Annotated in this window: 24 protein-coding genes and 1 other RNA gene; 4 read left to right on the forward strand and 21 right to left on the reverse strand. The window is 49.0% G+C overall.

What is annotated here, in order from left to right:
• Window positions 1-96: 96 nt before the first annotated feature.
• The 5 genes from HP401_RS09945 to HP401_RS09965 form a co-directional block, all read right to left on the reverse strand.
• On the reverse strand, window positions 97-387 hold the full coding sequence (locus tag HP401_RS09945) for a DUF1292 domain-containing protein (protein ID WP_005832492.1): 291 nt from the start codon (window positions 385-387) through the stop codon (window positions 97-99).
• Window positions 388-392: 5 nt separating this feature from the next.
• Window positions 393-809 carry a Holliday junction resolvase RuvX gene (ruvX, locus tag HP401_RS09950; RefSeq protein WP_012685619.1) on the reverse strand — a complete coding sequence of 139 codons (417 nt, stop codon included), beginning with the start codon at window positions 807-809 and terminating at the stop codon, window positions 393-395.
• Between the two features lie 9 nt (window positions 810-818).
• Entirely contained in the window at window positions 819-1,079 is a 261-nt protein-coding gene (locus HP401_RS09955; RefSeq protein WP_012685618.1) for an IreB family regulatory phosphoprotein, read from the reverse strand.
• A 110-nt stretch (window positions 1,080-1,189) separates the two neighbouring features.
• Complete coding sequence (gene alaS, locus HP401_RS09960; protein ID WP_173604916.1) at window positions 1,190-3,838, reverse strand: alanine--tRNA ligase; 2,649 nt, start codon at window positions 3,836-3,838, stop codon at window positions 1,190-1,192.
• Window positions 3,839-4,150: 312 nt separating this feature from the next.
• The gene (locus tag HP401_RS09965) at window positions 4,151-5,215 is read right to left on the reverse strand and encodes an AI-2E family transporter (protein WP_012685616.1); all 1,065 of its coding nucleotides are present in this window, start codon (window positions 5,213-5,215) and stop codon (window positions 4,151-4,153) included.
• Between the two features lie 377 nt (window positions 5,216-5,592).
• Here HP401_RS09965 and HP401_RS09970 point away from each other — a divergent pair, with 377 nt between their 5' ends.
• On the forward strand, window positions 5,593-6,279 hold the full coding sequence (locus HP401_RS09970; RefSeq protein WP_173604917.1) for a TerC family protein: 687 nt from the start codon (window positions 5,593-5,595) through the stop codon (window positions 6,277-6,279).
• 113 nt (window positions 6,280-6,392) lie between these two features.
• Here HP401_RS09970 and HP401_RS09975 read toward each other — a convergent pair whose 3' ends face one another.
• The 7 genes from HP401_RS09975 to cymR all read right to left on the reverse strand — a co-directional run bounded on the left by HP401_RS09975 (window position 6,393) and on the right by cymR (window position 13,367).
• Window positions 6,393-6,587: a hypothetical protein gene (locus HP401_RS09975; RefSeq protein WP_229088206.1), complete on the reverse strand. Its 195-nt coding sequence runs from the start codon at window positions 6,585-6,587 to the stop codon at window positions 6,393-6,395.
• Window positions 6,588-6,614: 27 nt separating this feature from the next.
• Complete coding sequence (locus tag HP401_RS09980) at window positions 6,615-6,821, reverse strand: hypothetical protein (protein ID WP_012685613.1); 207 nt, start codon at window positions 6,819-6,821, stop codon at window positions 6,615-6,617.
• A gap of 34 nt (window positions 6,822-6,855) precedes the next feature.
• The gene (locus HP401_RS09985; protein WP_012685612.1) at window positions 6,856-7,335 is read right to left on the reverse strand and encodes a PRC-barrel domain-containing protein; all 480 of its coding nucleotides are present in this window, start codon (window positions 7,333-7,335) and stop codon (window positions 6,856-6,858) included.
• Window positions 7,336-7,409: 74 nt separating this feature from the next.
• Window positions 7,410-9,671, reverse strand: coding sequence for an SF1B family DNA helicase RecD2 (gene recD2, locus HP401_RS09990; RefSeq protein WP_173604918.1), 2,262 nt, complete (start codon window positions 9,669-9,671; stop codon window positions 7,410-7,412).
• A gap of 82 nt (window positions 9,672-9,753) precedes the next feature.
• Window positions 9,754-11,418, reverse strand: a complete 1,665-nt coding sequence (locus HP401_RS09995) for a methyl-accepting chemotaxis protein (RefSeq protein WP_173604919.1) — start codon at window positions 11,416-11,418, stop codon at window positions 9,754-9,756.
• A 172-nt stretch (window positions 11,419-11,590) separates the two neighbouring features.
• Complete coding sequence (locus HP401_RS10000) at window positions 11,591-12,736, reverse strand: cysteine desulfurase family protein (protein WP_173604920.1); 1,146 nt, start codon at window positions 12,734-12,736, stop codon at window positions 11,591-11,593.
• Between the two features lie 211 nt (window positions 12,737-12,947).
• Window positions 12,948-13,367, reverse strand: coding sequence for a cysteine metabolism transcriptional regulator CymR (gene cymR / locus HP401_RS10005; RefSeq protein ID WP_012685608.1), 420 nt, complete (start codon window positions 13,365-13,367; stop codon window positions 12,948-12,950).
• 97 nt (window positions 13,368-13,464) lie between these two features.
• On the opposite strand from cymR, the gene HP401_RS10010 reads away from it, so the two are divergent.
• Window positions 13,465-13,638: a hypothetical protein gene (locus HP401_RS10010; protein ID WP_016739245.1), complete on the forward strand. Its 174-nt coding sequence runs from the start codon at window positions 13,465-13,467 to the stop codon at window positions 13,636-13,638.
• A 16-nt stretch (window positions 13,639-13,654) separates the two neighbouring features.
• Here the strand turns inward: HP401_RS10010 and HP401_RS10015 are convergent, their stop codons facing one another.
• From HP401_RS10015 to HP401_RS10045, 7 genes are all read right to left on the reverse strand, one after another.
• Entirely contained in the window at window positions 13,655-15,013 is a 1,359-nt protein-coding gene (locus tag HP401_RS10015) for a replication-associated recombination protein A (RefSeq protein WP_173604921.1), read from the reverse strand.
• A gap of 6 nt (window positions 15,014-15,019) precedes the next feature.
• Complete coding sequence (locus HP401_RS10020) at window positions 15,020-15,775, reverse strand: tRNA threonylcarbamoyladenosine dehydratase (protein ID WP_064200784.1); 756 nt, start codon at window positions 15,773-15,775, stop codon at window positions 15,020-15,022.
• Window positions 15,776-15,844: 69 nt separating this feature from the next.
• Window positions 15,845-16,026: non-coding RNA, 6S RNA (gene ssrS, locus HP401_RS10025), on the reverse strand.
• A gap of 50 nt (window positions 16,027-16,076) precedes the next feature.
• The gene (aspS, locus tag HP401_RS10030; RefSeq protein WP_173604922.1) at window positions 16,077-17,867 is read right to left on the reverse strand and encodes an aspartate--tRNA ligase; all 1,791 of its coding nucleotides are present in this window, start codon (window positions 17,865-17,867) and stop codon (window positions 16,077-16,079) included.
• A 24-nt stretch (window positions 17,868-17,891) separates the two neighbouring features.
• Window positions 17,892-19,166, reverse strand: coding sequence for a histidine--tRNA ligase (gene hisS, locus HP401_RS10035; protein ID WP_012685604.1), 1,275 nt, complete (start codon window positions 19,164-19,166; stop codon window positions 17,892-17,894).
• A 495-nt stretch (window positions 19,167-19,661) separates the two neighbouring features.
• Window positions 19,662-21,185, reverse strand: a complete 1,524-nt coding sequence (locus tag HP401_RS10040; protein ID WP_173604923.1) for a coproporphyrinogen III oxidase — start codon at window positions 21,183-21,185, stop codon at window positions 19,662-19,664.
• Between the two features lie 107 nt (window positions 21,186-21,292).
• Entirely contained in the window at window positions 21,293-21,463 is a 171-nt protein-coding gene (locus HP401_RS10045; RefSeq protein WP_012685602.1) for a hypothetical protein, read from the reverse strand.
• 205 nt (window positions 21,464-21,668) lie between these two features.
• Between HP401_RS10045 and HP401_RS10050 the strand changes: the two genes are divergently transcribed.
• Together HP401_RS10050 and HP401_RS10055 are read left to right on the forward strand one after the other, a co-directional pair.
• Complete coding sequence (locus HP401_RS10050; RefSeq protein WP_217366026.1) at window positions 21,669-23,513, forward strand: N-acetylmuramoyl-L-alanine amidase family protein; 1,845 nt, start codon at window positions 21,669-21,671, stop codon at window positions 23,511-23,513.
• A 195-nt stretch (window positions 23,514-23,708) separates the two neighbouring features.
• The gene (locus tag HP401_RS10055; RefSeq protein ID WP_202890437.1) at window positions 23,709-24,251 is read left to right on the forward strand and encodes a DinB family protein; all 543 of its coding nucleotides are present in this window, start codon (window positions 23,709-23,711) and stop codon (window positions 24,249-24,251) included.
• Between the two features lie 73 nt (window positions 24,252-24,324).
• Here the strand turns inward: HP401_RS10055 and HP401_RS10060 are convergent, their stop codons facing one another.
• Together HP401_RS10060 and dtd are read right to left on the reverse strand one after the other, a co-directional pair.
• Window positions 24,325-24,885, reverse strand: a complete 561-nt coding sequence (locus tag HP401_RS10060) for a short-chain dehydrogenase (RefSeq protein WP_173604925.1) — start codon at window positions 24,883-24,885, stop codon at window positions 24,325-24,327.
• 22 nt (window positions 24,886-24,907) lie between these two features.
• Window positions 24,908-25,345, reverse strand: coding sequence for a D-aminoacyl-tRNA deacylase (gene dtd, locus HP401_RS10065; protein ID WP_173604926.1), 438 nt, complete (start codon window positions 25,343-25,345; stop codon window positions 24,908-24,910).
• Between the last annotated feature and the right edge of the window lie 12 nt (window positions 25,346-25,357).

Below are 25,357 nucleotides of genomic sequence, written 5' to 3' on the forward strand. Positions count from 1 at the left end.
AAGAGGCTTATCCAACTGTCACTTCATGGGTGATTTTGGCGAAAAAAGTCATAAAAAAAGAGCCCGCCAGTTGCGGACTCTCTTTCCACGAATCTATTAAATTCCGTCTTTCTCCAAATCAGCAATCAACGTTTCGAAGGTAGCTTCTACTTGCTCCCACTCTTCATCATCCTCGATTGGCTGAAGCATGTCTGTACCGTCATAACGCAGGAAGTGAACCTCGTACTCTTCTTCCTCTTCCTGATCTACTGGTACGAGTACCAAATAGCTGCGGTCTTCAATGTCAAAAATGTACATGATACGAAAATCTCGCGGTTCCTCGGTACCTTCTTCCGTCAGCGCGATCACATCGCCCACTTCGAACTCTTCCATCATCTCTTCACTCATTGTGGTCACCTCGATTTCGCGTCCAAATATCCTTGGAGGATTAAAGTGGCCGCCATTTTATCTATCACTGTCTTTCGCTTTTGACGGCTAACATCAGCAGAAATCAGCATACGCTCTGCCGCCATCGTCGTCAAGCGTTCGTCCCACATGTGGACAGGAAGAGACGTGCGTTCCTCCAAAAGCTTGCCAAATGCTTGACACATTTCAGCACGCGGGCCTATGGTTCCGTTCATGTTTTTGGGCAAACCAACTACGAAAGCCCCAATTTGATACTGCGAAACTAATTCGCTCAGGCGGGCAAAATCCTTTTCCTTGGATTGTCGCTTGATGGTCTCTACTCCTTGCGCAGTCCATCCCAGCTCATCGCTGACAGCCACTCCAATCGTCTTGTCGCCTACATCCAACCCCATCAATCGTGTCATCGTTAAGGTCTACTTGCGCTCTGACAAGTAAACGGTCACCAACTCTTCTATGATTTTGTCCCGTTCCAATTTGCCAATCAGGCTCCGCGCGTTGTTGTGGCGTGGGATAAACGCCGGGTCGCCAGAAAGCAAGTAACCGACGATCTGGGTGATCGGGTTGTATCCTTTTTCCTGCAGGGCTTTGTACACCTCTGTCAATGTTTCTTGGACATCCGCCGTATTCGCTTCCTTGGGCACCGTGAATTTCATGGTATTATCCAACGAACTCACAATCAACACCTCGATTTCCTTTGAGACTCTTTTGGTTTCCTACTCTTTTTTGTATTCGACTCGGATTTCGTTTACTCCTGTCGATTATACAAATTTCTCTTGCAATCGCATTATTTCGCTACTGCTTGACTCTTCACGAAGTCAACCACTGCATCCAGTGCTTCTTGCAGCTTGGATGGGTCCTTACCACCGGCTTGTGCCATATCAGGACGTCCACCACCACCGCCACCGCAACGAGTTGCGACTTCCTTGATGATCTTGCCAGCGTGAATGCCTTGATCCATGAGATCTTTGGTTACACCTGCAACGAGGTTCACCTTGTCGCCATCGACCGCACCCAACACAATGACAGCGGAGCCGAGTTTGTTTTTCAGCTCATCCACCATGCCGCGCAGGTTGTCCATATCGACAGCGGAAACACGTGCAGCGAGTACATTCATACCGTCTACTTGTTGGAGTTTATCCGTCAACGACGCTGCCTCGATGTTCCCCAGTTTTGCACGCAGGGACTCGTTTTCGCGCTGTACTTCTTTCAATTGTTGTTGCAGACCTTCTACACGTGCAGGTGCTTCTGCCAGTACAGGTGCTTTGAGTGCTTGCGCCACTTCTTTGAGTGTTGTGAACTGCTGGTTCAAGAACTGGTAAGCGCCGCGTCCTGTTACTGCTTCGATCCGGCGTGTACCTGCACCGATACCGCTCTCGCTTACCAGTTTGAACAGACCGATTTCTGCGGTGTTGTTCACATGGCATCCACCACACAGCTCCAGGCTGTATTCGCCCACTTTTACAACGCGTACAACGTCGCCGTATTTTTCACCGAACAACGCCATCGCGCCCATCGCTTTTGCCTCAGCCAATGGTTTGTTGGAGATCTCGACACTCAGGTTTGCCCACACTTTTTCATTCACGATCGCTTCGATACGCTCCAGCTCTTCTGGAGTAATGGAGCTAATGTGAGTGAAGTCAAAACGGAGACGCTCTGGAGCTACCAAAGAACCTGCCTGGTTGACATGCGTTCCCAGGACATCCTTGAGTGCTTGATGCAGCAAGTGAGTCGCTGTATGGTTTTGCGTGATAGCCAGACGTGCTTCACGGTTCACTTCCGCGCGAACCTCATCGCCTTTACGCAGGGTACCTGCTTCGACGATGACGGAATGTACATTTTGACCCATTGGTCCTTTTTGTACATCTGTCACACGTGCTTTCACGATATCAGAAATCAGGAAACCTTCGTCATTGATCTGACCGCCGCTTTCTGCATAGAAAGGAGTTTGGCTCAGAACGACTTGCACGGTTTGACCTTCTTCTGCTTCTTCTACTAGCTGGTTGTCCAAAATAATCGCTTCCACTTTACCTGTTGCTACCAATTCAGTATAACCAACAAATTGGCTCGTAACCGTCAAATCAGACAATGGACCACCCTGGATTTGCATGCTGTCTACGTCTTGACGTGCTGCACGTGCACGTTCACGCTGTTCTTCCATCGCATTATCAAAGCCATCGCGATCGACAGTCAGCCCTTGCTCGTCTGCGAAGTCTTCTGTCAAATCAACAGGGAATCCATACGTATCGTACATTTTGAACACATCTTGACCAGACAGTTGTGTCTTTCCGCTATCTTTTGCTGCTTTTACCATGTCAGACAGGATCGCCAGACCATCGTTCAGTGTCTCGTGGAAACGCTCTTCCTCGGCACGAATGACTTTTTCGATAAACGCACGCTTTTGAACAACCTCTGGGTAGAATTCACCCATCATTGTACCTACTGTCTCAGTCAAGCTGTACAGGAATGGCTTTTCTACGCCCAGCTTTTTCCCCATACGTACGGCACGGCGAAGCAGGCGGCGAATGACATAGCCACGTCCTTCATTGGATGGAAGCGCACCGTCACCGATCGCAAACACAACTGTACGTGCATGGTCAGCGATAACCTTCAGGGCTACATCCATCTCAGGGCTTGTTTTATACTTCACACCGGAGATTTCCGTGGTCTTTTCGATCAGCGGGAACAGCAGATCTGTCTCAAAGTTGTTGTCTACGCCTTGGATGACAGACGTCATGCGCTCAAGACCCATCCCCGTATCAATGTTTTTCTTAGGCAGCGGCGTGTAGGTACCGTCTGGATTGTGGTTGAACTGGGAGAATACCAGGTTCCATATTTCCAGGTAGCGCTCGTTCTCCCCACCCGGGTACAGCTCAGGATCGCTCGGGTCGTTTCCGAACGCTTCTCCACGGTCATAGAAAATCTCCGTGTTCGGTCCGCTCGGGCCTTCTCCGATATCCCAGAAGTTGCCCTCCAGTCGGATGATTCGCTCTTCTGGAACACCGATTTTCTTGTTCCACAGCTCAAATGCTTCTTCGTCCTCTGGGTGAATGGTAACGGAGAGCAATTCAGGATCAAAGCCGATCCATTTTGGGCTTGTCAAAAACTCCCATGCCCATTCAATCGCTTCTTCCTTGAAGTACTCACCAATTGAGAAGTTACCCAGCATTTCAAAAAAAGTGTGGTGGCGAGCCGTACGTCCCACATTTTCAATATCGTTTGTACGAATAGACTTTTGCGAGTTCGTGATACGTGGGTTGTCCGGGATGATGCGGCCGTCAAAGTATTTCTTGAGAGTCGCCACACCGCTGTTGATCCACAGAAGGGAAGGATCGTCGATTGGAACCAATGGAGCGCTAGGCTCAATGCGATGTCCTTTTTCTACAAAAAAGTCGAGGAACATCTGGCGGATTTGATTGCCTGTCAGCTTCTTCATCTACATTCTCCTCATCTAAAAATAAAAAAAGCCCCCATCCCCTCAGGGACGAGAACTGATTTCTCGCGGTACCACCCTGCTTACAGACTCGCTACACTTAACTGAGCCAAGGCCTGTCGCTTAAGTGGCGTCTAACGGTGCCAAGCCGCCGGGTTTTGCCCGGTCTTAGGAGTAGCCTTCTGCTGCTCTTCTTTTGGTCGCCCTCTCAACCATGGAGCGTCCTCTCTGTAAAAGGTCTGCAACATACTCGTTCCCTCATTGATTTCACATAAATCACTTTGTCCATATTATAAATATTTTACCTGATCACTGTCAACTTTCATGCATCATGACAGCGATTCGGCTAACGATCACTTTGCAAACGGCCAGAATCGGGACAGCAACGATTAACCCGATGATCCCCCCTACCGTCTCCCCTACCAGCAGTGCCAAGATAATCAGTAGCGGGTGTAAATGCAAGGAACGACCAACGATGTTCGGAGATAAAATGTTCCCTTCCACGATTTGAATGATGAGATTGACAACGACAACGAGTAGCAGTGTCTTGGTGGATATCGTAATCGCGATCACAACTGCTGGTGCCGCCCCAATCAATGGTCCGATGTACGGAATGATGTTGGTGAGACATACGAATGCAGCCAGTACAAAAGGATACGGCATGCCGATCCACCAGTAGCCCAAGTATGCGAAGACGCCTACGATCAGGGCGACCATCATTTGTCCATGTATGTATTTACCCAAGGATTCATTAATATCCCGCAGGACGATCAGTACTTGCTTCCGATAAGCCTTTGGAACAATCGACATCCCCGTCTCATGCAATTGCTTCATATCCTTCAAAAAGTAGAAAGCGATAAACGGCACAATAGCAAAGGCAAACAACTTGCCCATCGAATGCTTGGCATTATCCACGATTTTCGATACGGAATGAGACATTCCTTCATTCGACTGGATGATCACCCGGTCCACACCCTTCGAGATGCTATCCGGCAAAAAATATTTTCGCGCCTCCCACTCACTCATCCATGTATAGTACCAATCCATCAGGCGGGGAATATCGTCTGACAGCTCCACCAATTGTTTCGTGAAAACCGGGATGGCGTTAATGATCGCAATCGTAATCACCAATACAAATGATCCATAGATGAGCAGGACTGCCATCAAGCGCGGAACCCTTCTTTTTTCCAGCAATTGCACGATCGGATGGAGCAAGTAAGCAATGACGAGTCCCAATATGACGGGAACGAGCACTTCCTTTATGAGCGAAAACAACTGTGACAGGACTGGGCGGAGCAGCCAAAGCAGATTGCCGATGACCAAAAGTGTGATGACCCAAACAGCAGCAGCAAATAGACGACTTCGCCGAAGTTCATCCACGTTCCCCAACTCCTCCCTATTTGCCTACATCTTTTTTAGCTTGTCTCATTCACATTAATTTCATGTAACCTATTGACACACAATTTCGTGTTCAGTACTATGTAATTACAAGAGGATATCTCCAAAGGGGAGTAGCTTTTTCGCAACATAGTCGTCATTACGGGAGTTTTCCCCGGCTATGTTGGCAACATTTTCGCAATGTTGTAAGCAAGACCTTTGCCGATCAGGTAAAAGGTCTATTTTTGGTTTTCAAATGACCTTTTCCTAATCGGGAAAGGTCGTTTTCTTTTTGGCCCCTTTACATACACTATGGGAGGTATCAAGAAAACGGCCAGCGGATTATTCGCTTCTACAATGGATTAGGAGGAGGAAGAGAAATGGATTTATTATTAAGCCCTGAGTTTTGGACCGCATTACTTTCTATCGTTATCATCGACCTCGTGCTGGCCGGGGACAATGCCCTCGTCATCGGGATGGCGGCTCGTAACCTGCCCGCTCATCAGCAAAAGCAAGCCATCATCTGGGGAACGGTAGGTGCGATTGTCATTCGTGCATTGGCGACACTCGCTGTGGTTTGGTTGCTGAAAATTCCTGGCCTGTTACTAGTGGGTGGTTTGATTCTCATTTGGATCGCTCTCAAGTTGCTGCTTCAGGATAATGGTCATGAGAATATGAAGGCAAGCGGAACACTGGGAGCAGCGATTTGGACGATTATCGTAGCCGACACCGTAATGGGCTTGGATAACGTTATCGCCGTTGCTGGTGCAGCACATGGTGATTTCCTTCTGGTAGTTATCGGTTTGATCATCAGTGTTCCCATCATGGTATGGGGTAGCACATTGATCTTGAAGCTGATCGAGAAATATCCGATCGTTATCTATATCGGTTCTGGAGTATTGGCGTATACCGCTGCGAACATGGTAACAGGTGAGAAGTTCCTCACACCATTCTTTGCCGCTTACCCTTGGGTAAAATGGGTATTCATCGTGGCTGTTGTGGTTGGTGTCCTGTTGATCGGGCGCACGAAAAGCCAACAGCAAAAACGCTTGGCAGAACAATCTTAATACAACGCAAGCTCCGTCATTTCCACGACGGAGCTTTTTCATGTATGGCGAAAAAAGCACCCGAACACAGTGTATGTTCGGGTGTTTGTTTACGTTCCAATTCACATTTTGTGTTAACGAGTAACGGCACGCATCAGCTTGCGACCTGATTTCCACATACGCGTTACATCACGCATGGAGAAGGGCAACTGATTCCAATTCAATGAAAACCGACTGCGACGTCGCGGAGCCAACCAATAGCCAATGATCGCCACAATTCCGCTTGTGGCCAGAACCCGCAACAGGCTTCGAGTGAACAAGCGTGCCACCTCCATTGGATTTGCCGCTCAAATCCACTACATATTCAAGTGAGCGGTTACTGTCTGTTCCTCAATAAACAGATCGTTGAGCGAATGCAAAGATCCATCTTCCTCAACTTGGTAGACAGAAGCGATCTGCTCATTGGAAACGCTCATTTCTATAAAGCAGTTCCAGCAATAGTATTGATTGGTTCCAATCTTCCCTACGTCTTTGGAACTGCAATTCGGGCATATGACACGCATCACGCTTTTCCTCCCTTTCACGCCTGGCCACGAACTAGTCCGGCACGATCAGGTTTTCTTCCCCGATGATAACGGATGCTGGTGCAGGGAGGCGCTTTCGCCCTTCCGTAATATCTGCAAACCAGCCATTTGATAGTTCGTACCCTACAAGTTTCTCCCAGTTGGCTGAAAAGTAAACATCTTCCAGCCTCCCCAAACACTCTCCGGAAGCGGTAATCACCGCTTTTCCTTTTAACTTCGTCTTTCCCGTCACAATGCCGACAGGCTCTAGTCCGGCGAGATGAGGTAAGGGCGTGATCGCGTCTTTTCCCGATACGGTAAGGCAGGACTCCCCGACCGCATGAATATGTTCGGCAGGAATATAGGTACCTGATTGGAACCAGCCCTGTTCGCTCAGCAAGACTCCTCGTACATGCCAAGTGGAGTCGCAAAGAATGTCACGCACGGTTCCAATCGTCTCGCCTGTTTGAAGGCAAACAACTGGCAATCCGACTGCATCCATTGCCTTGCGCATGTGGGACATCCCCCTTCCGCCTTGTTAGTATCAGGCGAAATGGACGCGCCCATTCGGCGCAAATGGTTCCAACTTCACTCTTGCTTTAGCCGTTCCTCCAGATAACTGTACCGTACCCCTTCCTCATCAGACTCTACAGCAGCACGGAACGCATCCGGCTCTCCACACATGATGAGGAATGATTTGCTCCGGGTGATCCCGGTATAGACCAACTTGCGTCTGAGCATACGGTAGTAACTTTTGACAAACGGCATGATCACAATCGGAAATTCACTACCTTGAGACTTATGAACCGAGCAGCAGTAGGCAAGCGTCAGCTGATGGTAATCCGAACGCTTGTACACCACTTCCCTGTTATCAAAGGCAGCGACCAGCATCTCCTGGTTCTCCGCATTTTCATTCGGGAAAAAGATGGCGACGATCTCACCCATGTCACCGTTAAACACCTGTTCTTCAGCATTGTTCACCAATTGCAGAACCTTGTCTCCTGTACGGAAAGTCGTCTCTCCAAAAGTAACTTCTCGCTTTTGCGGCGTTTTCGGATTAAACAGCTCCTGCAATTCTTCATTCAACCGGTTCACACCGGCATTACCTTTATAGATAGGGGCTAATACCTGAACATCTTTTGCCGTATATCCTTTTTTTACGGCTCCGAAGCAAATTTGTTTCACTGCTTCCGGAACTTCTTGTGGCAAACTTGTGAAGAATCGCCGATCCGGGGTGGTGTGAAGCAAATCTGCCGGTACATTCCCCTTGCGTACATCATGGGCCAACCGAATAATGGTAGACTCTTCTGCTTGCCGATAAATTTCTGTCAGCTGTACCAACGGAAGCAATCCAGATCGGATCATATCCAGCAGAACGTTGCCCGGTCCAACAGAAGGCAACTGGTCAGGGTCACCTACCATGATGATCTGCATGTCGTCTGGGACCGCACGAAACAATTGATTGGCAAGCCAGATATCGACCATGGACATTTCATCCACAATTAATAGCCGGCCACGGATTGGGTGCTCCGCGTCATGCTCGAAGCTCTCCCCTTTGTAACCGAGCAAGCGATGGATGGTCATTGCAGGTAAACCCGTAGTCTCTGTCATGCGTTTTGCTGCACGTCCGGTAGGAGCCACAAGAATGATCGGGAATGGATTTTCTTCGTTGTATTTTTTCAAGTCCAGCGACAATCCATGAAGCTGAGAAAAGACACGACATATCCCGCGAATGACTGTCGTTTTCCCCGTACCAGGTCCCCCTGTCAACAGCATCAAACCTGCTTTGATCGCCTGTTCAATGGCATCACGCTGCGTCTGGGCATACGTAATCCCCAGCTCATCCTCGACCGCCCCTAACGCACGGTAAAATTCCGATGTCGGGAACGTACCGAATTCATCCCGTGATGCGAAGTGACGCAGTCTTTTGGCTAGACCAAGCTCGGCAAAAAACAGCGAGGGCAAATAAACCCGCTCTTCTTCCCAGGCAATTTTGCTCGACACAAACAGGGCTTCCACTGCCAGTTGAATATCGTCTCCAGAAAAGACGTGCCCCCCGCACTCTTCGAGAAGGCGCAGCGTTTTTTCACAAAGCTCCTCCACAGGCAAATAAACATGTCCTTCCGAATACGATGCCTCCTGCAACATAAAGAGAGCCGCCGCCTTCACACGTTCTTCTGAGGAAGCAGCGATTCCAGTTGCTCGTGCAATGTCATCTGCCCGCTTAAAGCCGATTCCTACGACATCCTCAATCAAACGGTAAGGCTCTTCCTTCAGCACTGTCATCGTTTCGATCTTGTAGGTCTGATAAATACGCAGTGCCATGTTCACACCAATGCCGAAGTCGTACAAGAAAACCATGGCACTTTCCAAGGAGCGATGCTCGACCACGGAATCATAGATCGTTTTAGCACGTTGTTCAGAAATGCCTGGTACCTCAGCCAATCGCTCTGGGAAGTCTGCGATAATCGACAGTGCATCTACCCCGAGCTGCTCGACAATTCGTTTGGCCATCTTCTTTCCGATCCCTTGAAACAAGCCACTGGCTAAGTAGCGCTCTACCCCTGCCAATGTTTTCGGCGTTTCACGTTCATAGCGCTTTGCTACGTACTGCTGTCCAAAACGAGCATGTGTTTTCCATTCACCGTAAAAGGTGTACAGCTCATCTGGATGCGGGCGAGGAAAATTACCGACAATAATGACCTCCGATTCTTTGATCGATTCGGTAGTCTCTTCTATCTTAAGACGGATAACTCCGTACCAGGTTTCTTCATTGTAAAAAATTTCTTGAGAAACAAATCCTCGAATGTAGGTTTCCGCAAACAGCGAGATTGACTGCTGCTCATCCATCTAAACGCCTCCTTACATAAAAAACCGTTCCAGAAAGGAAAAATCCACTTCTTTTGGAAAGTGGATTTCTCATAGGCTCGTCTTAAATTGTAAATCGTTTTACTTGTTCTGACAACTGCTCCGCCATTTTCGCAAGCGTTTCGGATGCTGCCGTCATTTCCTCAGACGTTGCTGACTGTTCTTCGGACGCTGCTGCCACTTCCTGTGTATCTCTGGCCGCTATTTCCGCAAGTCCTGCAATTTTTTCGGAGTGACTCACCAATTGAACTGTATCGCGATGAATCGCTTGAGCTGCATCATTCATACGATGTACTTGCTGGCTGACGTCTTGAACAGCCACCAAGATTTGTTGGAAGCTGTCTCCTGCCTGCGCCACTCCTTCGCGTCCATCCTGGATAGCGACAGCAGTCGTTCCCATTTCCGTTACAGCCGCGAGAATATCTGTATGGATCGTATGAATCAAGCCTGCGATCTCTTCTGCAGCTGCACCCGATTGCTCAGCCAGCTTACGCACCTCTTGAGCCACAACCGCAAAGCCACGTCCCTGTTCCCCCGCCCGTGCAGCCTCGATGGCGGCATTCAAAGCCAATAGATTCGTCTGGTTAGATATTTGACGAATGATCGTGATGATACCGATGATTTGCTCGGATTGAGAGCCAAGCTCACGGATAACCTGCTCTGTACGACGGGCGTGATCCGTGATTTGATCCATTTCTTGTACGAGCTCGTGCAGCTTGCCTTCCCCAACTTGCGCCAATCGATTCGCGTCTGTCGCATCAGCATTGACTTGAGAAGTCGAGGCCGCAATGAGTTGGATATCTCCACCGATGCGAGACAAAAAGCGTACCGTATCCGTCACCGTTTGTTTTTGTTGTTCGGAACCCGTAGCGATTTCCGAGGAAGCGATGGAAATCTGTTCGGAAGCACGCGCACTTTCTGTCGCACTCGCTGTTAATTCTTCCGACGCTGCCGCGACCTGCTGGGCTACTCGCTGCACCTCGTTGACCATGCTGCGAAATACTCCCATCATCTCATTGTACATCGACGATAATTCCCCAAGCTCATCCCGGGAACGAACAGTCACTTGCGAGGTCAAATCTCCTGTCTCTGCACGCTTCATTGCCGATACCAGCTCATTTAGCGGTCGTACCAGCTTGTTGACAATAAAAATGCCAGTAACCAGCGCTAAGCTAGCACTTATCAGGCTGAGGAGAAACATCATCGGACGACTGCTCTCAATCGTCGTCAGCAAATCATTCTCGTAGCTGCCAATAACAAGAATCCACCCGTTCGGCAGCTGCTTATACGCCGCCACTTTGGTTGAGCCTCCGAATTCATATTCGATCCAGCCGTTTTTTTGAGCGAGCATGACTTGCGTGAATTGTTCATTCGCCAAAGAGGTATTCTCAACTTTCGGGTCTGGATGAAAGATAGCGATTCCACTCGCATCCAAGATATAGGCGTAGCCAACCATGCCATTTGGCTTGTAATATTTTTCGGCCACCTCGCGTGTTATTTCGTTAATTTTCTGTCTGTTCCGCTCACTACTCGTTGCCTCTTGCGTGTAATCAGCCAGCTCGCGTGCCTTTATTTCCGTTATGTATTGCAAGTCAGATACAGCGAGCTTGTATAGCGCGCTGCGCGCATTTTCAAATTGGATATAACCGACGACCATTAATGGAAGCATGGTTAGGATGAGTATTGTAAACACCAGTTTGTAGCGAATAGAGTAGCGTCTGGCCAACATGAAAGTCCTCTCCTTATCGGATGATCCGAATTGTATAGTAGTTCTTCAGGATTAGTACTACAGCATCATTTTACCATTCTCTTCCACAATTCACCACAAACTCCAATAAGAAACCCGTTTTTGCTCCAATGAAAAAACCGCTTGGCTTTACCCAAACGGCTTTCATCCTTCGTTATTCGCGTACCAAGCGCTTCACAATCGCAGCAACCGCTGTAGCAGCTTCCTTCGCCTCTTCCACCGTATTCGTAATCCCAAAGCTGAAACGAATGGCTGAAAGAGCAATCTTCTCGTCCAAGTGCATTGCTTTTAGAACGTGTGACAGCTCTAGTGATCCGGATGTACAAGCTGAGCCGCTCGCTGCTGCAATTTTGGCGATATCCAGATTCATCAGCATGGTTTCTGTATGGGCGCCAGGGAAGGACACATTTAAAATATGTGGCAATGCCTGCTCGCGATGTCCATTCAGGCAGAACGTAATTCCTGCTTCCTGCCAGACTGCGATCATCGCTGCTTTCATCTGCTTATACTTTTCAACTCGCTCCGCCATTTCCTCGCCAGCGACCCTCGTCGCTTCGGCAAACCCAACAATCCCGGCCAGGTTTTCCGTTCCTGCTCTGCGCTTGCGCTCTTGCGAACCGCCGTGCAAAATCGGGGAAAACGGAACCTTACGCGCTAAATACAAAGCGCCGACTCCTTTTGGCCCATTAATTTTATGGGCGGATACCGAGAGCATATCAACAGGCAGCTTTCGTACATGGACAGGCAGTACACCAAAAGCCTGTACGGCATCTGTATGAAAAACAATCCCTTTTTCACGCAGAAAGGTACCCATTTCCTCGATAGGCTGGATCGTTCCTACTTCGTTGTTGCCGTACATAATAGACACCAGTACCGTATCCGGACGAACCGCTTGTTTCAGGTCTTCCAAACGGACCATGCCTGTCTGGTCAACAGGCAAGTACGTCACTTCAAATCCTGCCTGCTCCAAAAATTCACAAGCATGCAAGACTGCATGGTGCTCGATTTGCGAAGTGATGACGTGACGACCACGTTCGCGCTGTGCCATTGCGGCGCCGATGATTGCCATATTGTCCGCTTCTGTCCCGCCACTCGTAAAGATGAGAGATTGCGGATCAGCATCCATAAAGTCGGCAATCGTGTCTCTCGCATGCTCCAACGCTTTTCGTGCTTCGCGACCTGCACCATGGACACTGGATGGATTCCCGTATACTTGAGTCAAATAGGGAGTCATAGCAGCAACAACACGCGGATGCACCGGCGTAGTAGCTGCATGGTCAAAATACATTCGCTCTGACAATGCTGTCACCTTCTACCAACTTATAGTACGTGTTCAAAAAGTCGGCTTTTTAGCACCGAGAGGATGGCGAGAACCGAACGAAGGAGGAGCGGAATGTAGGTAATCTACATGAGCACCGGGACTTCGGAGGTGAACGCCAGATTCGATGTCGAATTAGCTTTCTGAGCTACTTCGTGATCAAAAGACGACTTTTTGAACAACCTCTTACATTCTAGATATAAAACATATAGTTATCAGCAGGACCATCGTCTTCAAAACTGATCAAGTCTTGAAGCGATGTCGAATCCAAAACAGAAGAAATACTATCCCGAATACGCAGCCATAAAAAACGCTTAGCCGGGTCTTCTTCCTCTGCAAATTCCACAGGGCTGATCGGTCCTTCCAACACGCGAATCACATCGCCAGCAGAAATCTCATCCGGCTGCTTCGCCAGAACATAACCGCCATATGCGCCACGGATACTCTTTACCAAACCCGCGTTACGCAGAGGTGCAATCAATTGCTCCAAATAATGCTCGGACAAATCATGTTTTTGGGCGATGCTCCGCAGGGAAGTCGGCCCTTCTCCGCAACGGTTGGCCAATTCCATCATGATCGTCAGCCCGTAACGTCCTTTCGTTGAAATCTTCACGTTAACAACTCTCCTCTTTGTATCGGTAATACGCGCCCGCCCCCTACATGTCTTCTGTATCGAGGGACACACTAACATCTTAGGGGGTGATATGCAGATGACAACGAACAAACGCTCGGAACGAGGTCCCAACCACCCGTCCGAAACCTTGTACGACCAACCCGCAGGCACGATTGCTCACAAAGCCCGTTACGGTGCGAGTGAGCAGAGCAAACAGCCGAATGAAAACGGTGATTTGCCCAATAAACCAGGCGGAAATGTCCGCACTTAACATGTTAGCTCCCCCATTATTCGGGGGAGTTTTTCCTTGGCAATCCACGTTCATCCATCTTCTGTCTTTCTTCCTGAAAGCGGCGAATGTGACGCTCATAGCCGTGATCCTTTGGCTGGTAGAACGAGTAGTTTACACCGTCAGGCAGATACTGTTGAGGTACATACCCATATGGATAGTTATGCGGATACAGATATCCCTGACCGTGTCCCAGCTTCGCAGCTCCCTTGTAAGCAGAATCTCGCAGATGAATCGGCACTTGCTTGTGACCATCTGTTCGGATACGATCCAACGCAGAATTAATTCCGTTGTAAGCAGCATTGCTTTTGGGGGCGGTCGCTAGGTACGTCGTCGCTTGTGCTAAAGGGATACGCCCTTCAGGCATCCCCACCAATTCTACCGCCTGAAAGCAGGACATCGCAACTGTGATCGCTTGCGGGTCAGCATTTCCGATGTCCTCTGAAGCCGAAATAACCAAGCGGCGAGAAATGAACCGCGGATCTTCTCCGGCATCAATCATTCTCGCCAACCAGTAAAGAGCTGCGTCCGGATCAGAACCACGAATGGATTTAATAAAAGCAGAGATCGTGTCATAATGATTGTCCCCACTCTTATCGTAGCGTACTGCCCTGCGCTGAATGGATTCCACAGCGACGTCCAATGTCACCGTAATGCGTCCATCCGCTCCTGGTTGCGTCGTTGTCACCGCCAGTTCCAATGCGTTGAGCAAACGTCTGGCATCCCCTTCTGCGTATTGAACCAAATGCTCTGCCGCTTCCGGTTCTACAGTGACAAATAGCTCCGCCAATCCGTTTTCTTCATCAGTAAGTGCCCGATCCATAACCAGCTTTAATTCCTCATGAGAAAGCGATTGAAGGGAAAATACTTGTGAACGCGACAAAAGCGCCGGATTCACCTCAAAAAAAGGATTCTCCGTCGTAGCGCCGATCAAAATAATCGTGCCTTCCTCCACATAAGGAAGAAGGGCATCCTGTTGTGATTTATTGAAGCGGTGTATCTCGTCTACGAACAAGGTTGTCCGCTGACTGTCCATAACGAGCCGTTCCTTCGCTGCATCTACTACTTTGCGGATATCAGCGACACCGGCCGTAACTGCATTTAACTCGGAGAAATGCGTACGTGTGGTTCGGGCAATGACTTTTGCCAGTGTTGTTTTCCCTGTTCCCGGAGGTCCGTAAAAAATGACAGAGGACACTTGATCTGCTTCAATCGCGCGTCGAAGCAGCTTTCCAGGAGCCAAAATATGCGATTGCCCGATTACATCCTGAATCGTTTGCGGCCGCATCCGTGCAGCCAATGGCTTCTGTTTGCCGCCACCCTGCTGGTCATAGGCAAACGTGAATAAATCATCCATGTTCCACTATCCTTTTACAGGCTGCCACTCCAAAATATCTCTTGCCACTACACTGGCCAAAATTAAACCAGCTACAGAAGGCACGAAAGCATTGCTCGCTGGAGGCATCCGCACTTTACTAATCGGTGAATCCGGGTTAGACACGATCTGTTCGCGTACATCTACACGGACGGTTACGGGAATCTCACGGGAATATACAACTTTTACCCCTTTGTAGATACCGCTTTTCCGCAGCTCACGACGAATGACTTTTGCAATCGGATCATAACTCGTTTGGGAAATATCGGCAACCTCAAAACGGGTCGGGTCCATTTTGTTGGCCGCACCCATGCTAGAAATAATAGGGATATTGCGACGCTTCGCTTCCTTAATCACATGGAGCTTCGCAGACATGGTATCCATCGCATCCACGATGTAATCCAGTTCATGCTCGAACAGCGCATCCGCTGTTTCTTCATTGTAGAACATATGAAGAGTTACGACCTCGCACTCTGGATTGATCGTCGCAATGCGCTCCTTCATAAGCTCAGCCTTTTTTTGACCGACTGTGTTCAGCGTCGCATGGATTTGGCGGTTGATGTTTGTGATGTCTACTACATCCTTATCTACCAAAATGAGCTTGCCTACACCTGTACGCGCCAGTGCTTCCACTGTAAAGGAACCTACTCCGCCAATTCCTAATACAGCAACGCAGCTATTTTTCATTTTTTCCAAACCTTCGGGACCGAAGGCCAATTCACAACGAGAAAATTGATGAAGCATATTTCGTGTCACCTTTCATTCGCAAGCTGGATTATAGTCAATCGGAAAAGTAGGATTGAAATAGAAAAAAGGAGCCCCATTATGTCGTGTTACTCCTTAGTTTTGAACCTGCTCATCGCAGGTGGGTGTCTTGCCGAACTGTTACAGACGTCCACTCTAAGGAGGCATGCCTTTACAATCACGGACGAAAAACTCCCTAAACAAACTTTGTGGCTCAAAACTATCGGATGTCACGAGCATCGCAGGGCTTTCATCATAGTATTACCAATGTATCAAAGAGCAATGCAGTTGCGCAAGTCGATTACGCTTCCACCTTTTCTTCTTCTGTGACAATTGTTGCAATGGACAGCTCTTTCAATTGTTTTCCGTCTACGACATCTGGAGCATTTACCATCAGGTCGCTCGCACTTGCTGTTTTCGGGAATGCGATGACTTCACGCAGGTTGGTGCGTCCAGCCAAGAGCATGATCAAACGGTCCAAGCCAAGAGCGATTCCACCGTGTGGAGGTGTACCGTACTCAAATGCATCCATGAGGAAACCGAATTGTTTCCGCGCCTCTTCTGGTGTAAAGCCAAGTGTGGTAAACATTTTTTCTTGGACTTCGCGCTTGAAGATCCGCATGGAACCTCCGCCGAGCTCGTATCCGTTGAGAACCATGTCGTACGCTTGTGCGCGCATTTGACCTGGATCGGTCTCGAACAGGTGCAGGTCTTCGTCTTTTGGACGCGTGAACGGATGGTGCAGGGCAACATAACGTTTTGCATCCTCATCCCACTCAACCAGCGGGAAGTCTACTACCCACAGGAATGCGAACTGGCTTTGGTCAATCAGACCAAGTTCCGCACCCAGTTTGGAACGAAGGGCACCCAGTGCATCTGCTACTACTTTTGGTTTGTCAGCAACGAACAGGAGCAGGTCGCCTTCTTCTACCGCCAAGCGTGCTTTCATCTCGTTAAGCTCTTCTTCTTTAAAGAATTTCGCAATTGGCCCTTTGACCTCTCCGTCTTTGAAGCCGATCCAAGCCAAGCCTTTCGCGCCATAACGGGAAGCGAATTTGCCCAGGTCGTCTGCTTCTTTTCGGGAGTAGTGCCCGCAACCTTTTGCGTTGATCGCTTTTACTTGTCCGCCGCCAGCTACAGCTGCTGCAAACACCTTGAAGTCGCTTGTCGCAACCAGATCAGATACGTCTGTCAGCTCCATGCCGAAGCGTACGTCTGGTTTGTCAGAACCGTAACGCGCCATGGCATCCGCATACGTGAGACGAGGGAATGGAGTCGGTACGTCTACCCCAACCGTTTGCTTGAATACGTGAGCGACCATCTTTTCCATCATTGGCAGGATTTCTTCCATAGACAGGAAAGAGGTTTCAATGTCCACTTGGGTAAATTCAGGCTGACGGTCAGCACGCAGGTCTTCGTCACGGAAGCAACGAGCGATTTGGTAATAGCGCTCCAAACCGGATACCATCAAAAGCTGTTTGAACAGCTGTGGCGATTGCGGCAGTGCGTAGAACTCGCCTGGGTGTACACGGGAAGGCACGAGGTAGTCACGTGCGCCCTCAGGAGTGCTCTTCTGGAGAATTGGTGTTTCGATTTCCAGGAAGTTGTTCTCATCCAGGTAGTCACGGAAAGCTTTTGCTGCTTTGCTACGCAAAAGCAGGGAGCGCTGCATTTCTGGACGGCGCAGGTCGAGGTAGCGGTATTTTAGACGAACTTGTTCATCTACATCGATCTCATCTTCAATCAGGAACGGAGGCGTTTTTGCATCGTTCAGGATTTCAATTTCGGAGATGTGCACTTCTACTTCGCCTGTTTTCAGCTTTGGATTGACTGCTTCTGGTGCACGGTTTACTACTTTCCCTTTTACAACCAGTACGTATTCGCTGCGAACCTTGTCAGCCGCTTCCCAAGCTTCTTTGTTGTACTCCGGGTTGAATACGATTTGGACGATGCCAGTGCGGTCACGGAAGTCGATGAAGATGACGCCTCCGAGGTCGCGACGCTTTTGTACCCATCCGTTCAGTACGACTTCCTGCCCAACGTGTGCTGTTGTTACTTCTCCACCATGTACGGTGCGATATTGCCAAGACATGATCATTTCCCCCAACGATTTGTTTTATTGATTTGCTTTTGCAGCGAGTACCGCAACGAGTTCCTCGCGTTTCACTTCTTGTTGTTCACCTGTTGCCATTTCCTTTAGAACAACAGTGCCGTTCGTTAATTCAGACTCACCAATGATCGCCGTAAAACGTGCCTGTAGACGATCTGCTTGCTTCAGCTGTGCTTTCATTTTCCGATCCAGATAATCCAGCTCAGCCGCAATTCCTGCTTGGCGCAATTGGTCGACGAGGACGAAAGCGGTTGTTTTCGCTTCTGGTGTCTGCACCACTACGAAGCAGTCGATGCCACCTGAGATCGGCAGTTGAACACCTTGCTTTTCCAGAGCCAACAGCAGACGCTCGATACTGAGTGCGAAGCCAATGCCCGGCATATCGTCGCCGCCCAGCTCTGCAACCAGTCCGTTGTAGCGGCCACCGCCACAAAGCGTTTCTACCGCACCGATCTCCGCCATTTTGATTTCAAATGCGGTCAATGTGTAGTAGTCCAAGCCGCGAACCAAACGCGGATTTACATGAAACGGAATATCCAGCGCGGTCAGGTAGTTTTGTACGGCTTCGAAGTGTGCCGCGGACTCTTCGCTCAAGTAGTCCAAAATGGACGGAGCGTCCATCGTCAGTCTTTTGCATGTTTCATTTTTGCAATCGAGTACGCGCAGCGGATTGCGATCGATACGAGACTGGCAATCCTCACACAGCTCAGAGCGAACGCCGTTCAAATGTGCGAGCAAATGCTCACGGTGACGTGCCCGGTCTTCGACTGTACCTACGCTGTTCAACTCCACAGAAAGTCCTGTCAATCCGAGCTCCTGATACAGACGAATCGCAAGGCCAATGACTTCTGCATCGATTGCTGGATCGCTTGAACCAATCGCTTCTGCACCGAATTGGACGAATTGGCGATAGCGGCCTGCTTGCGGACGCTCGTGACGGAACATCGGTCCTAAGTAGTACAGCTTGGTAGGCTGATTAGGCACACCGTACAGCTTGTTTTCCACGTAGGAGCGAACAACACCCGCTGTCCCTTCTGGACGCAGCGTGAGAGCATCCGTACTGCGCGGATTAGCTACACTGTACATTTCTTTTTCCACGATATCCGTGGTCTCGCCTACACCCCGTTGGAACAACTCTGTGCTCTCAAACAGCGGCGTACGAATTTCCGCGTAATTGGAGCGGCGACACAGATCGCGGGCCTTGGCCTCCACGTAGTGCCACAGCTCTACAGTACCAGGCATGATATCCTGCGTACCGCGTGGGATCTGGATTCTTGTCATTCCTCTCGAACCTCCATGTCTTTTCAAAAACTCGGGCTAAAGCCAAACCTTCAGGATCAAGGAACCTTTCTTTATGAACAAATAAAAAAGCCCCTCGTCTCCTGACATTTAGCAAATCGCCGCATGTCAGGGACGAGAGACTGGTTATACTCCCGTGGTGCCACCCTGTTTGAATAGCCCTATATCTCAAAAGGCTATCCCACTTATTAGCCGTTAACGCCGGCACACGCCTGCCAGTTACTGGGGAAAGAGATTTCTTTTCTTTCTACCGTTCACTGCGGTCTTCAGGGATGTCATTCACCAAGCCGTTATACGAAAGCACTCTCAGCCACGGCGCTTTCTCTCTGGGCATCCGGTTCCTGGATACTTGTTCCCGTCATCAGATCATTTCTTATTCAATAAAAAAGCTTAATGTGAATCATAGCAAACCCGCCAACAGCCGTCAACAGGCGCTCAAATAAAACTTTTTTTATTGATAACAAGTATATCCATCACTTACTTGCCAGATACCTGTCCAGCCGTTCTCGCACCCGAATAGATTTCATCCAAATCACGGAGCTTGTTTTCAACCAGAACCTTGTACGTGTCATTGTACGTTTTCGGGTCCTTTGGATTCGGAAAACGCGTCAGCTTGCCACTTCCTGGAGCCATCAGCTTGGAGACCGCCCCACAGCCGAGACCAAGGATGGTTTGTACCTCTTCCATGATCATGATGTTGTAGATGCTTTCCTGCCCTGGCTTGGCATACCCGACATTCTCCAGATTTCCCAAAATGTTTTTCTGACGATATAAATAGTATGGGTCATAATCGTTCGCTGCTGTCCAATCGGAAGCCATCTCCATCATCTTACTAATTTCTTCGCGACTGGCGACCTTATAGCGGTCTTTGTTTTGCGTCATCTCAGATGCTCTCTTGAAAGACAGCGTATGCACCGTCAGCGAGGCAGGCATTAGTTTTTCTACCTCTTGGAGACTGTGTGCCAGCTCGGATACACCTTCGTTTGGCAGCCCGATGATCAGGTCCATATTAATATTTGTCAAGCCCATCTCCATAGCCAGATGGTATTTCTCAATCGTCTCTTCGACGGTGTGGTGACGTCCGATTGCCTGGAGCGTCTCCTGCGTAAACGACTGTGGATTAATGCTGATCCGATCCACTTCCCACCGCTTCATAACATCGAGCTTTTCGCGTGTAATCGTGTCGGGTCTTCCCGCCTCAACCGTCAACTCACGCACATCTCCCATGTGTGGAAACGAACGATGCATCGTCTCAAACAGCTGATTCATATCATCTGCGGTAATACTCGTAGGGGTTCCGCCGCCGAAATAAATGGACGTGATCCGTTGGTCATTCGCCCGAAGCCACTCCCCCATCCGCTCCATCTCGTAATGGAGACCTTCGAGAAACGGATTAACCGAAGCCGTATGACTGCGAATCGCGTAAGCAGGAAACGTACAGTACGCACATTTCGTCGGACAAAATGGGATACCGATATAGACCGATAGCTCGCGGTCAATCTGATACAAATCAGGCACGACGTTCAACTGCTTGTCTACGATTTCTTGCAAAAGCTTTAGCTTGTATGGACGCAAAATCACATCCTGCTGCAATTTCTTGTGTGCTTCCTGTCTGTCTACACCAGCGGCGTTCAACTGATGCAACAGTTTCGTCGGGCGTATCCCGGTCAAAATTCCCCAGCCTTGCTCCATGCCCGTGTATTCTTCCAGCATCAATAACAACGCATAGCAAAGAGCTTGCTTGGTCGTCTTTTTCATCGCTTTCTCATCACGTGCTACGTAGTCTCGCTCCACCTGATGGGAGATGCTTCGCTTGCCATCGTATAACTCTCCCGAAGCTACGACTCCATTTTCACGCACGGTCAATGCCAGCTTGATTTTCAAATCAGCCTCATCTGTCCACTCGGGCACAAAAGTGAGCGCTGGATCTTCATAAAATAACGCGAGAATTAAGGAGAGTTCCCGCTCGAATGCGTGTCCCTCACATATCATCTGTATCATGGAGTTCACCTGCTTTTTTCAAAAATGCCACTCCTCATCATAGCCGACGAGAATTACTCGGGTCAACTAGACAAGTTGTGGCATCGTGTGCAAGGTGACAAAAACGGTTATTTCCGTTTCTGCCGGGGGTGTTGGATATCCCGCAAGCCCGGATGAAAATCTTGGGCCATTTCCGCATTTTGTAGTGACGTTTCTTTCTCTAAATCGTCTTGAAAATCAACAGACAAAAACTGCCGATTCAATCCTTGCGCGAATGTTTCCTTCTTTGACTGTCTCACGATAAATTCCTCCTGAAAAGCTGCGTACGCTAGCATCTAGTAAAATCTAGTATTGCCTTGCCAGCTGAAAAGCAATCAGGGAACATATGCAGAACCTTGTCGTATTTTGCAGGAAAAAGCAGGAGAAATAGCGAAGTGATTATTTTGGCAAAAACATGCAAGATCAAGATCGCATTGAATTCAAAAGCTACGTATTTCGGAAAGGATGTCTATTGTGTTTGTTCGTCAAAAGATCCTGATGAGTCTCCTGACTGTCGTCTGTGCCATTTCCCTCCCCGTTTCTGCAGCCTGGGCCGCCGGTTCTGTTCAGGTCACCGTGGACAAGCTCAATGTCCGTTCAGGTCCCAGCCTCCAAGACGCTATCGTCACTTCACTGCCGAACAAAACTGTGCTGCCCGTCATCTCCACCAAAAATGACTGGATTCAAGTAAAGCTTCCGAACGGTCAAAGCGGTTGGGTAGCGAACTGGCTCGTCAGCACACAGCAACAACAACAGAAACCAGCAACTGTATCTACCAAGCAAGTGGAGAGCACCACAACCAATCTCAATGTTCGTTCTGGACCAGGCCAAACATATGCAGTCGTACAAACCATCAATCCAGGAACACGCTACCCCATCGTGCAAACGAGTGGCGAATGGCTCCAAATTCAACTCAACGCAGGAACAAAAGGCTGGGTCGCAAACTGGCTTGTAAAAGAAGTAGGTACGGGACAAGCAGTTTCTCCTCCCTCTACAGGTAGTACGCCTCCAACGACCAATCCAGCGGGCACTGGCTCACAACCGAAGCCTCCTGCACTACAAGGAACCAGCCTAACCTTGGATTTCGCTCCGTATGTATACGCCACGCCAGATGCCAGTACACCTGCAATCGGTCAACTACATGCGGGCGAGAAAATCACGGTCTTGAACAGACAAAATGGTTGGATTCAATTCCCTTACGATGGAGTCAATGCTTGGCTCTCCACCGATCAAACCAACCCGAACACAGGTCAGCCGACCCTGCCTGAAAATGGAAATGGGGACACGCAACCTCAGACTGGACAACCGTCCTCTTCAAGTCAAACCGCCACAGTAAAAACCGACGGATTGAATCTGCGCAGTGAACCGAACACAAGCAGTGCCATTCAAACTACATTTCCCGTCGGAAGCAAGCTGACCGTTTTGGAAAAACAAGGAGACTGGTACCGCATCAAAGCGGCGGACGGAAAAACTGGCTGGGTGGCAGGCCAGCACATTACGGTGGACCAACCAAGCATGCCTACTCCGAGTGGCCCATATGTGACGGTCATGAATCCAGATACCAATGTGCGTTCTGGTCCGAGTACCGATCACGCTGTTATCAAACAGGTACAGCCTGGCGAGAAATATGGGATTGCCAATAAATCAGGCGAGTGGTTCCAAGTAAACTTCCCTGACGGCTCCACAGGCTACATTGCAGGTTGGCTCGTTTCTGCTAACGGTGCGCAAGCAGTGGTACGCAGTAATGATCTTGTCGGCAAAGTCATCGTCGTCGATGCTGGACATGGTGGCACAGATGGTGGTTCGACTGGCTCCAGCTTCTCTACTTTAGAGAAAACGGTCAATCTGCAAGTTTCTCTGCTCCTACGTAACAAGTTGGAAGCAGCAGGTGCCAAAGTCATCATGACGCGAGCTGATGATCGCAAACTGACCCTGCAACAGCGCGTCGATATCGCGATTCAAAATCAGGCTGATATTTTTGTCAGCGTCCATCATAATACGCATCCAAACTCTGCAACGAATGGCTCGATTATTTTCTACTACAGCCAAGGTAACTCTAGCAAGCTCGCCTCCCTCGTTCAAACAGAACTGGTGAAAGCCACGAGCTACAAGGACATGAATTATCGATACGGAGACTATTTCGTTCTACGCGAAAACCCGGTGCCATCCATTTTGGCCGAGATCTCCTTCTTATCCAACTACAACGATGAGATTCGCGCACGTTCCGAGAAACAGCAGGATCTTGCCGCAGAAGGTCTGTTCAAAGGGATTGTCCAGTACTTTAATACTCAAAGCAATCAGGGAGGCTGATCCCTCTCTTACAAAATCCCCCATCGAAAGAAGCTGGCTCTAGCTCTCTCGTTTGGGGGTTTCTTTTATGGCGCATCTGATCACATCAAGGCAAGACAGGACAGGCAGGAATTCCCAAAGGATTTGCGAATATCATAAGCATCGAAAGGAGTGATGACGGATGAAAAACAATCACACTATCAGTAATCGAACGGTATGGACGCAGGTGATCACAAGTTAACCTTTGAAAATGGAGTGATTTCTATTAAAACCATGTTTGAGTACAATTGGATAGTTCGTGAAGAATGGCTGAAATGGTGTGAGGACGTTCCGATAGAAGAATTGCTTCGTCCGCGCATCGGAGGTGTCGGGGGGATTTTGCATACCCTGTTCCATGTCATTGATGTAGAGTGGAGCTGGATTCAAGTCATGCTGGGAAGGCCTGATTTTCAAGAAAGCTTCAACCTTTACAACCGGTTGGAAAAGGTTTGTGAGCTGGAGGCGACTTTTCGCCCGGATGTGCTTCAATTTTTGCGCAATTGGGATGAAAGCATGGAAACAAGAGCCTTTCAGGACACGAAGCCAGACGGCAGCATCGCTACGTACACATGGGGTGAAATTATGCGGCACATGATCGCTCATGAAATCCACCATGTCGGACAGCTATCGATATGGGCACGAGAAATCGGGAAAAAGCCGATTTCTGCAAATCTAATCGGCAAAAATCTGATCCTCCCAACAGCCAATTACATTCACTGACTCGATTTCGTACTGAAACGACAAAAACGATTGCCGAACGCAATCGTTTTTTGTTTTTGACTTCGCTATTTCGTTATATGGATGAATAAGCCGGACGTTTTTCCCACGGCTCAACCTGACCGACGATTATTTGTTTTTCAGTTGTTTGCAGAGCGTCAATCACCCCAGCCGCAATTTCATCATTCGTCAGCCAGCGTGAATGCTCACCTGCACACGTAAAACCGAGGATGACCCGTCGATATATACAAACTTCTGATGTAGGCTTTGTCGGTGAATTTTTCCAAGCACCGCTCCCACACACATGTAGCAATTGCCAGCTCTTCTCTGGACGCGACAGTTCTTCTACGATCACAGAGAGTGCATGCGGTGCAGTCGAATGAATCCACGCGACAACCACATCCATTGGCCCTCTCTTCTCTACGAGCTCGGCCATAGACTGACGCAAGCTGTCTGTCTGCTGATAGTCTTGAGACAGCAAATGAATCGACTCTGGATGAATGGAACCGTCTCTGATACGACTTAATTTTATTGGATCACGCCCAAGCACCGTTACTTGATAACCTTGGCGAGCCAGCCATCGGGAAACCTCTGTAAGCATGCCACTCGCACCGATCACCAATGCTTCTTGCGCCATGTTTTCATCCCCTTGGTTGTGTTTAGGATTCCACAATCAATGTGACAGGGCCATCATTTAACAGACGCACGTCCATCATTGCACCAAAGCGTCCCGTTTCCACCTGGAGCCCTTTTTCCCGCAGCTTGATGTTAAACAGCTCGTACAGTGGTTCAGCTTGCTCTGGTCGTGCGGCAGCCATAAAATTGGGTCTTCTGCCCTTTCTACAATCGCCATACAGTGTAAATTGTGATACGGACAAAATTTGACCACCCTTGTCTAAAACAGAGAAGTTCATTTTGCCTTCCTCGTCTTCAAAAATACGCAAGTTCGCAATTTTGTCTGCGACAAATTCTACTTCTTTTTCTGTGTCTTCATGTGTAATTCCTACCAGCAGCATTAAGCCGTGATCAATTTGTCCGACAATCTCTCCTGCTACGGTCACACTCGCTTCTCTCGTTCTTTGTACGACAACTCTCACACTGATTCATCC

It is taken from the genome of Brevibacillus sp. HB2.2, from assembly GCF_013284275.1.
Lineage (GTDB): Bacteria > Bacillota > Bacilli > Brevibacillales > Brevibacillaceae > Brevibacillus > Brevibacillus brevis_D.

Coding starts and splice junctions, on each gene's coding strand:
- HP401_RS09980 (WP_012685613.1), bottom strand. CDS start 6,821: ATGCGTGTCATATGCCCGAATTGCAGTTCCAAAGACGTAGGGAAGATT.
- HP401_RS10020 (WP_064200784.1), bottom strand. CDS start 15,775: ATGCTTCATCAATTTTCTCGTTGTGAATTGGCCTTCGGTCCCGAAGGT.
- HP401_RS10050 (WP_217366026.1), top strand. CDS start 21,669: ATGTCTATTGTGTTTGTTCGTCAAAAGATCCTGATGAGTCTCCTGACT.
- ruvX (WP_012685619.1), bottom strand. CDS start 809: ATGACACGATTGATGGGGTTGGATGTAGGCGACAAGACGATTGGAGTG.
- HP401_RS10015 (WP_173604921.1), bottom strand. CDS start 15,013: ATGGATGATTTATTCACGTTTGCCTATGACCAGCAGGGTGGCGGCAAA.
- HP401_RS10060 (WP_173604925.1), bottom strand. CDS start 24,885: ATGGCGCAAGAAGCATTGGTGATCGGTGCGAGTGGCATGCTTACAGAG.
- hisS (WP_012685604.1), bottom strand. CDS start 19,166: ATGACAAGAATCCAGATCCCACGCGGTACGCAGGATATCATGCCTGGT.
- HP401_RS09945 (WP_005832492.1), bottom strand. CDS start 387: ATGAGTGAAGAGATGATGGAAGAGTTCGAAGTGGGCGATGTGATCGCG.
- HP401_RS10010 (WP_016739245.1), top strand. CDS start 13,465: ATGACAACGAACAAACGCTCGGAACGAGGTCCCAACCACCCGTCCGAA.
- HP401_RS09970 (WP_173604917.1), top strand. CDS start 5,593: ATGGATTTATTATTAAGCCCTGAGTTTTGGACCGCATTACTTTCTATC.
- HP401_RS10055 (WP_202890437.1), top strand. CDS start 23,709: ATGGACGCAGGTGATCACAAGTTAACCTTTGAAAATGGAGTGATTTCT.
- HP401_RS10040 (WP_173604923.1), bottom strand. CDS start 21,185: ATGATACAGATGATATGTGAGGGACACGCATTCGAGCGGGAACTCTCC.
- aspS (WP_173604922.1), bottom strand. CDS start 17,867: ATGTCTTGGCAATATCGCACCGTACATGGTGGAGAAGTAACAACAGCA.
- HP401_RS09985 (WP_012685612.1), bottom strand. CDS start 7,335: ATGCGCAAGGCAATGGATGCAGTCGGATTGCCAGTTGTTTGCCTTCAA.
- alaS (WP_173604916.1), bottom strand. CDS start 3,838: ATGAAGAAGCTGACAGGCAATCAAATCCGCCAGATGTTCCTCGACTTT.
- recD2 (WP_173604918.1), bottom strand. CDS start 9,671: ATGGATGAGCAGCAGTCAATCTCGCTGTTTGCGGAAACCTACATTCGA.
- HP401_RS09995 (WP_173604919.1), bottom strand. CDS start 11,418: ATGTTGGCCAGACGCTACTCTATTCGCTACAAACTGGTGTTTACAATA.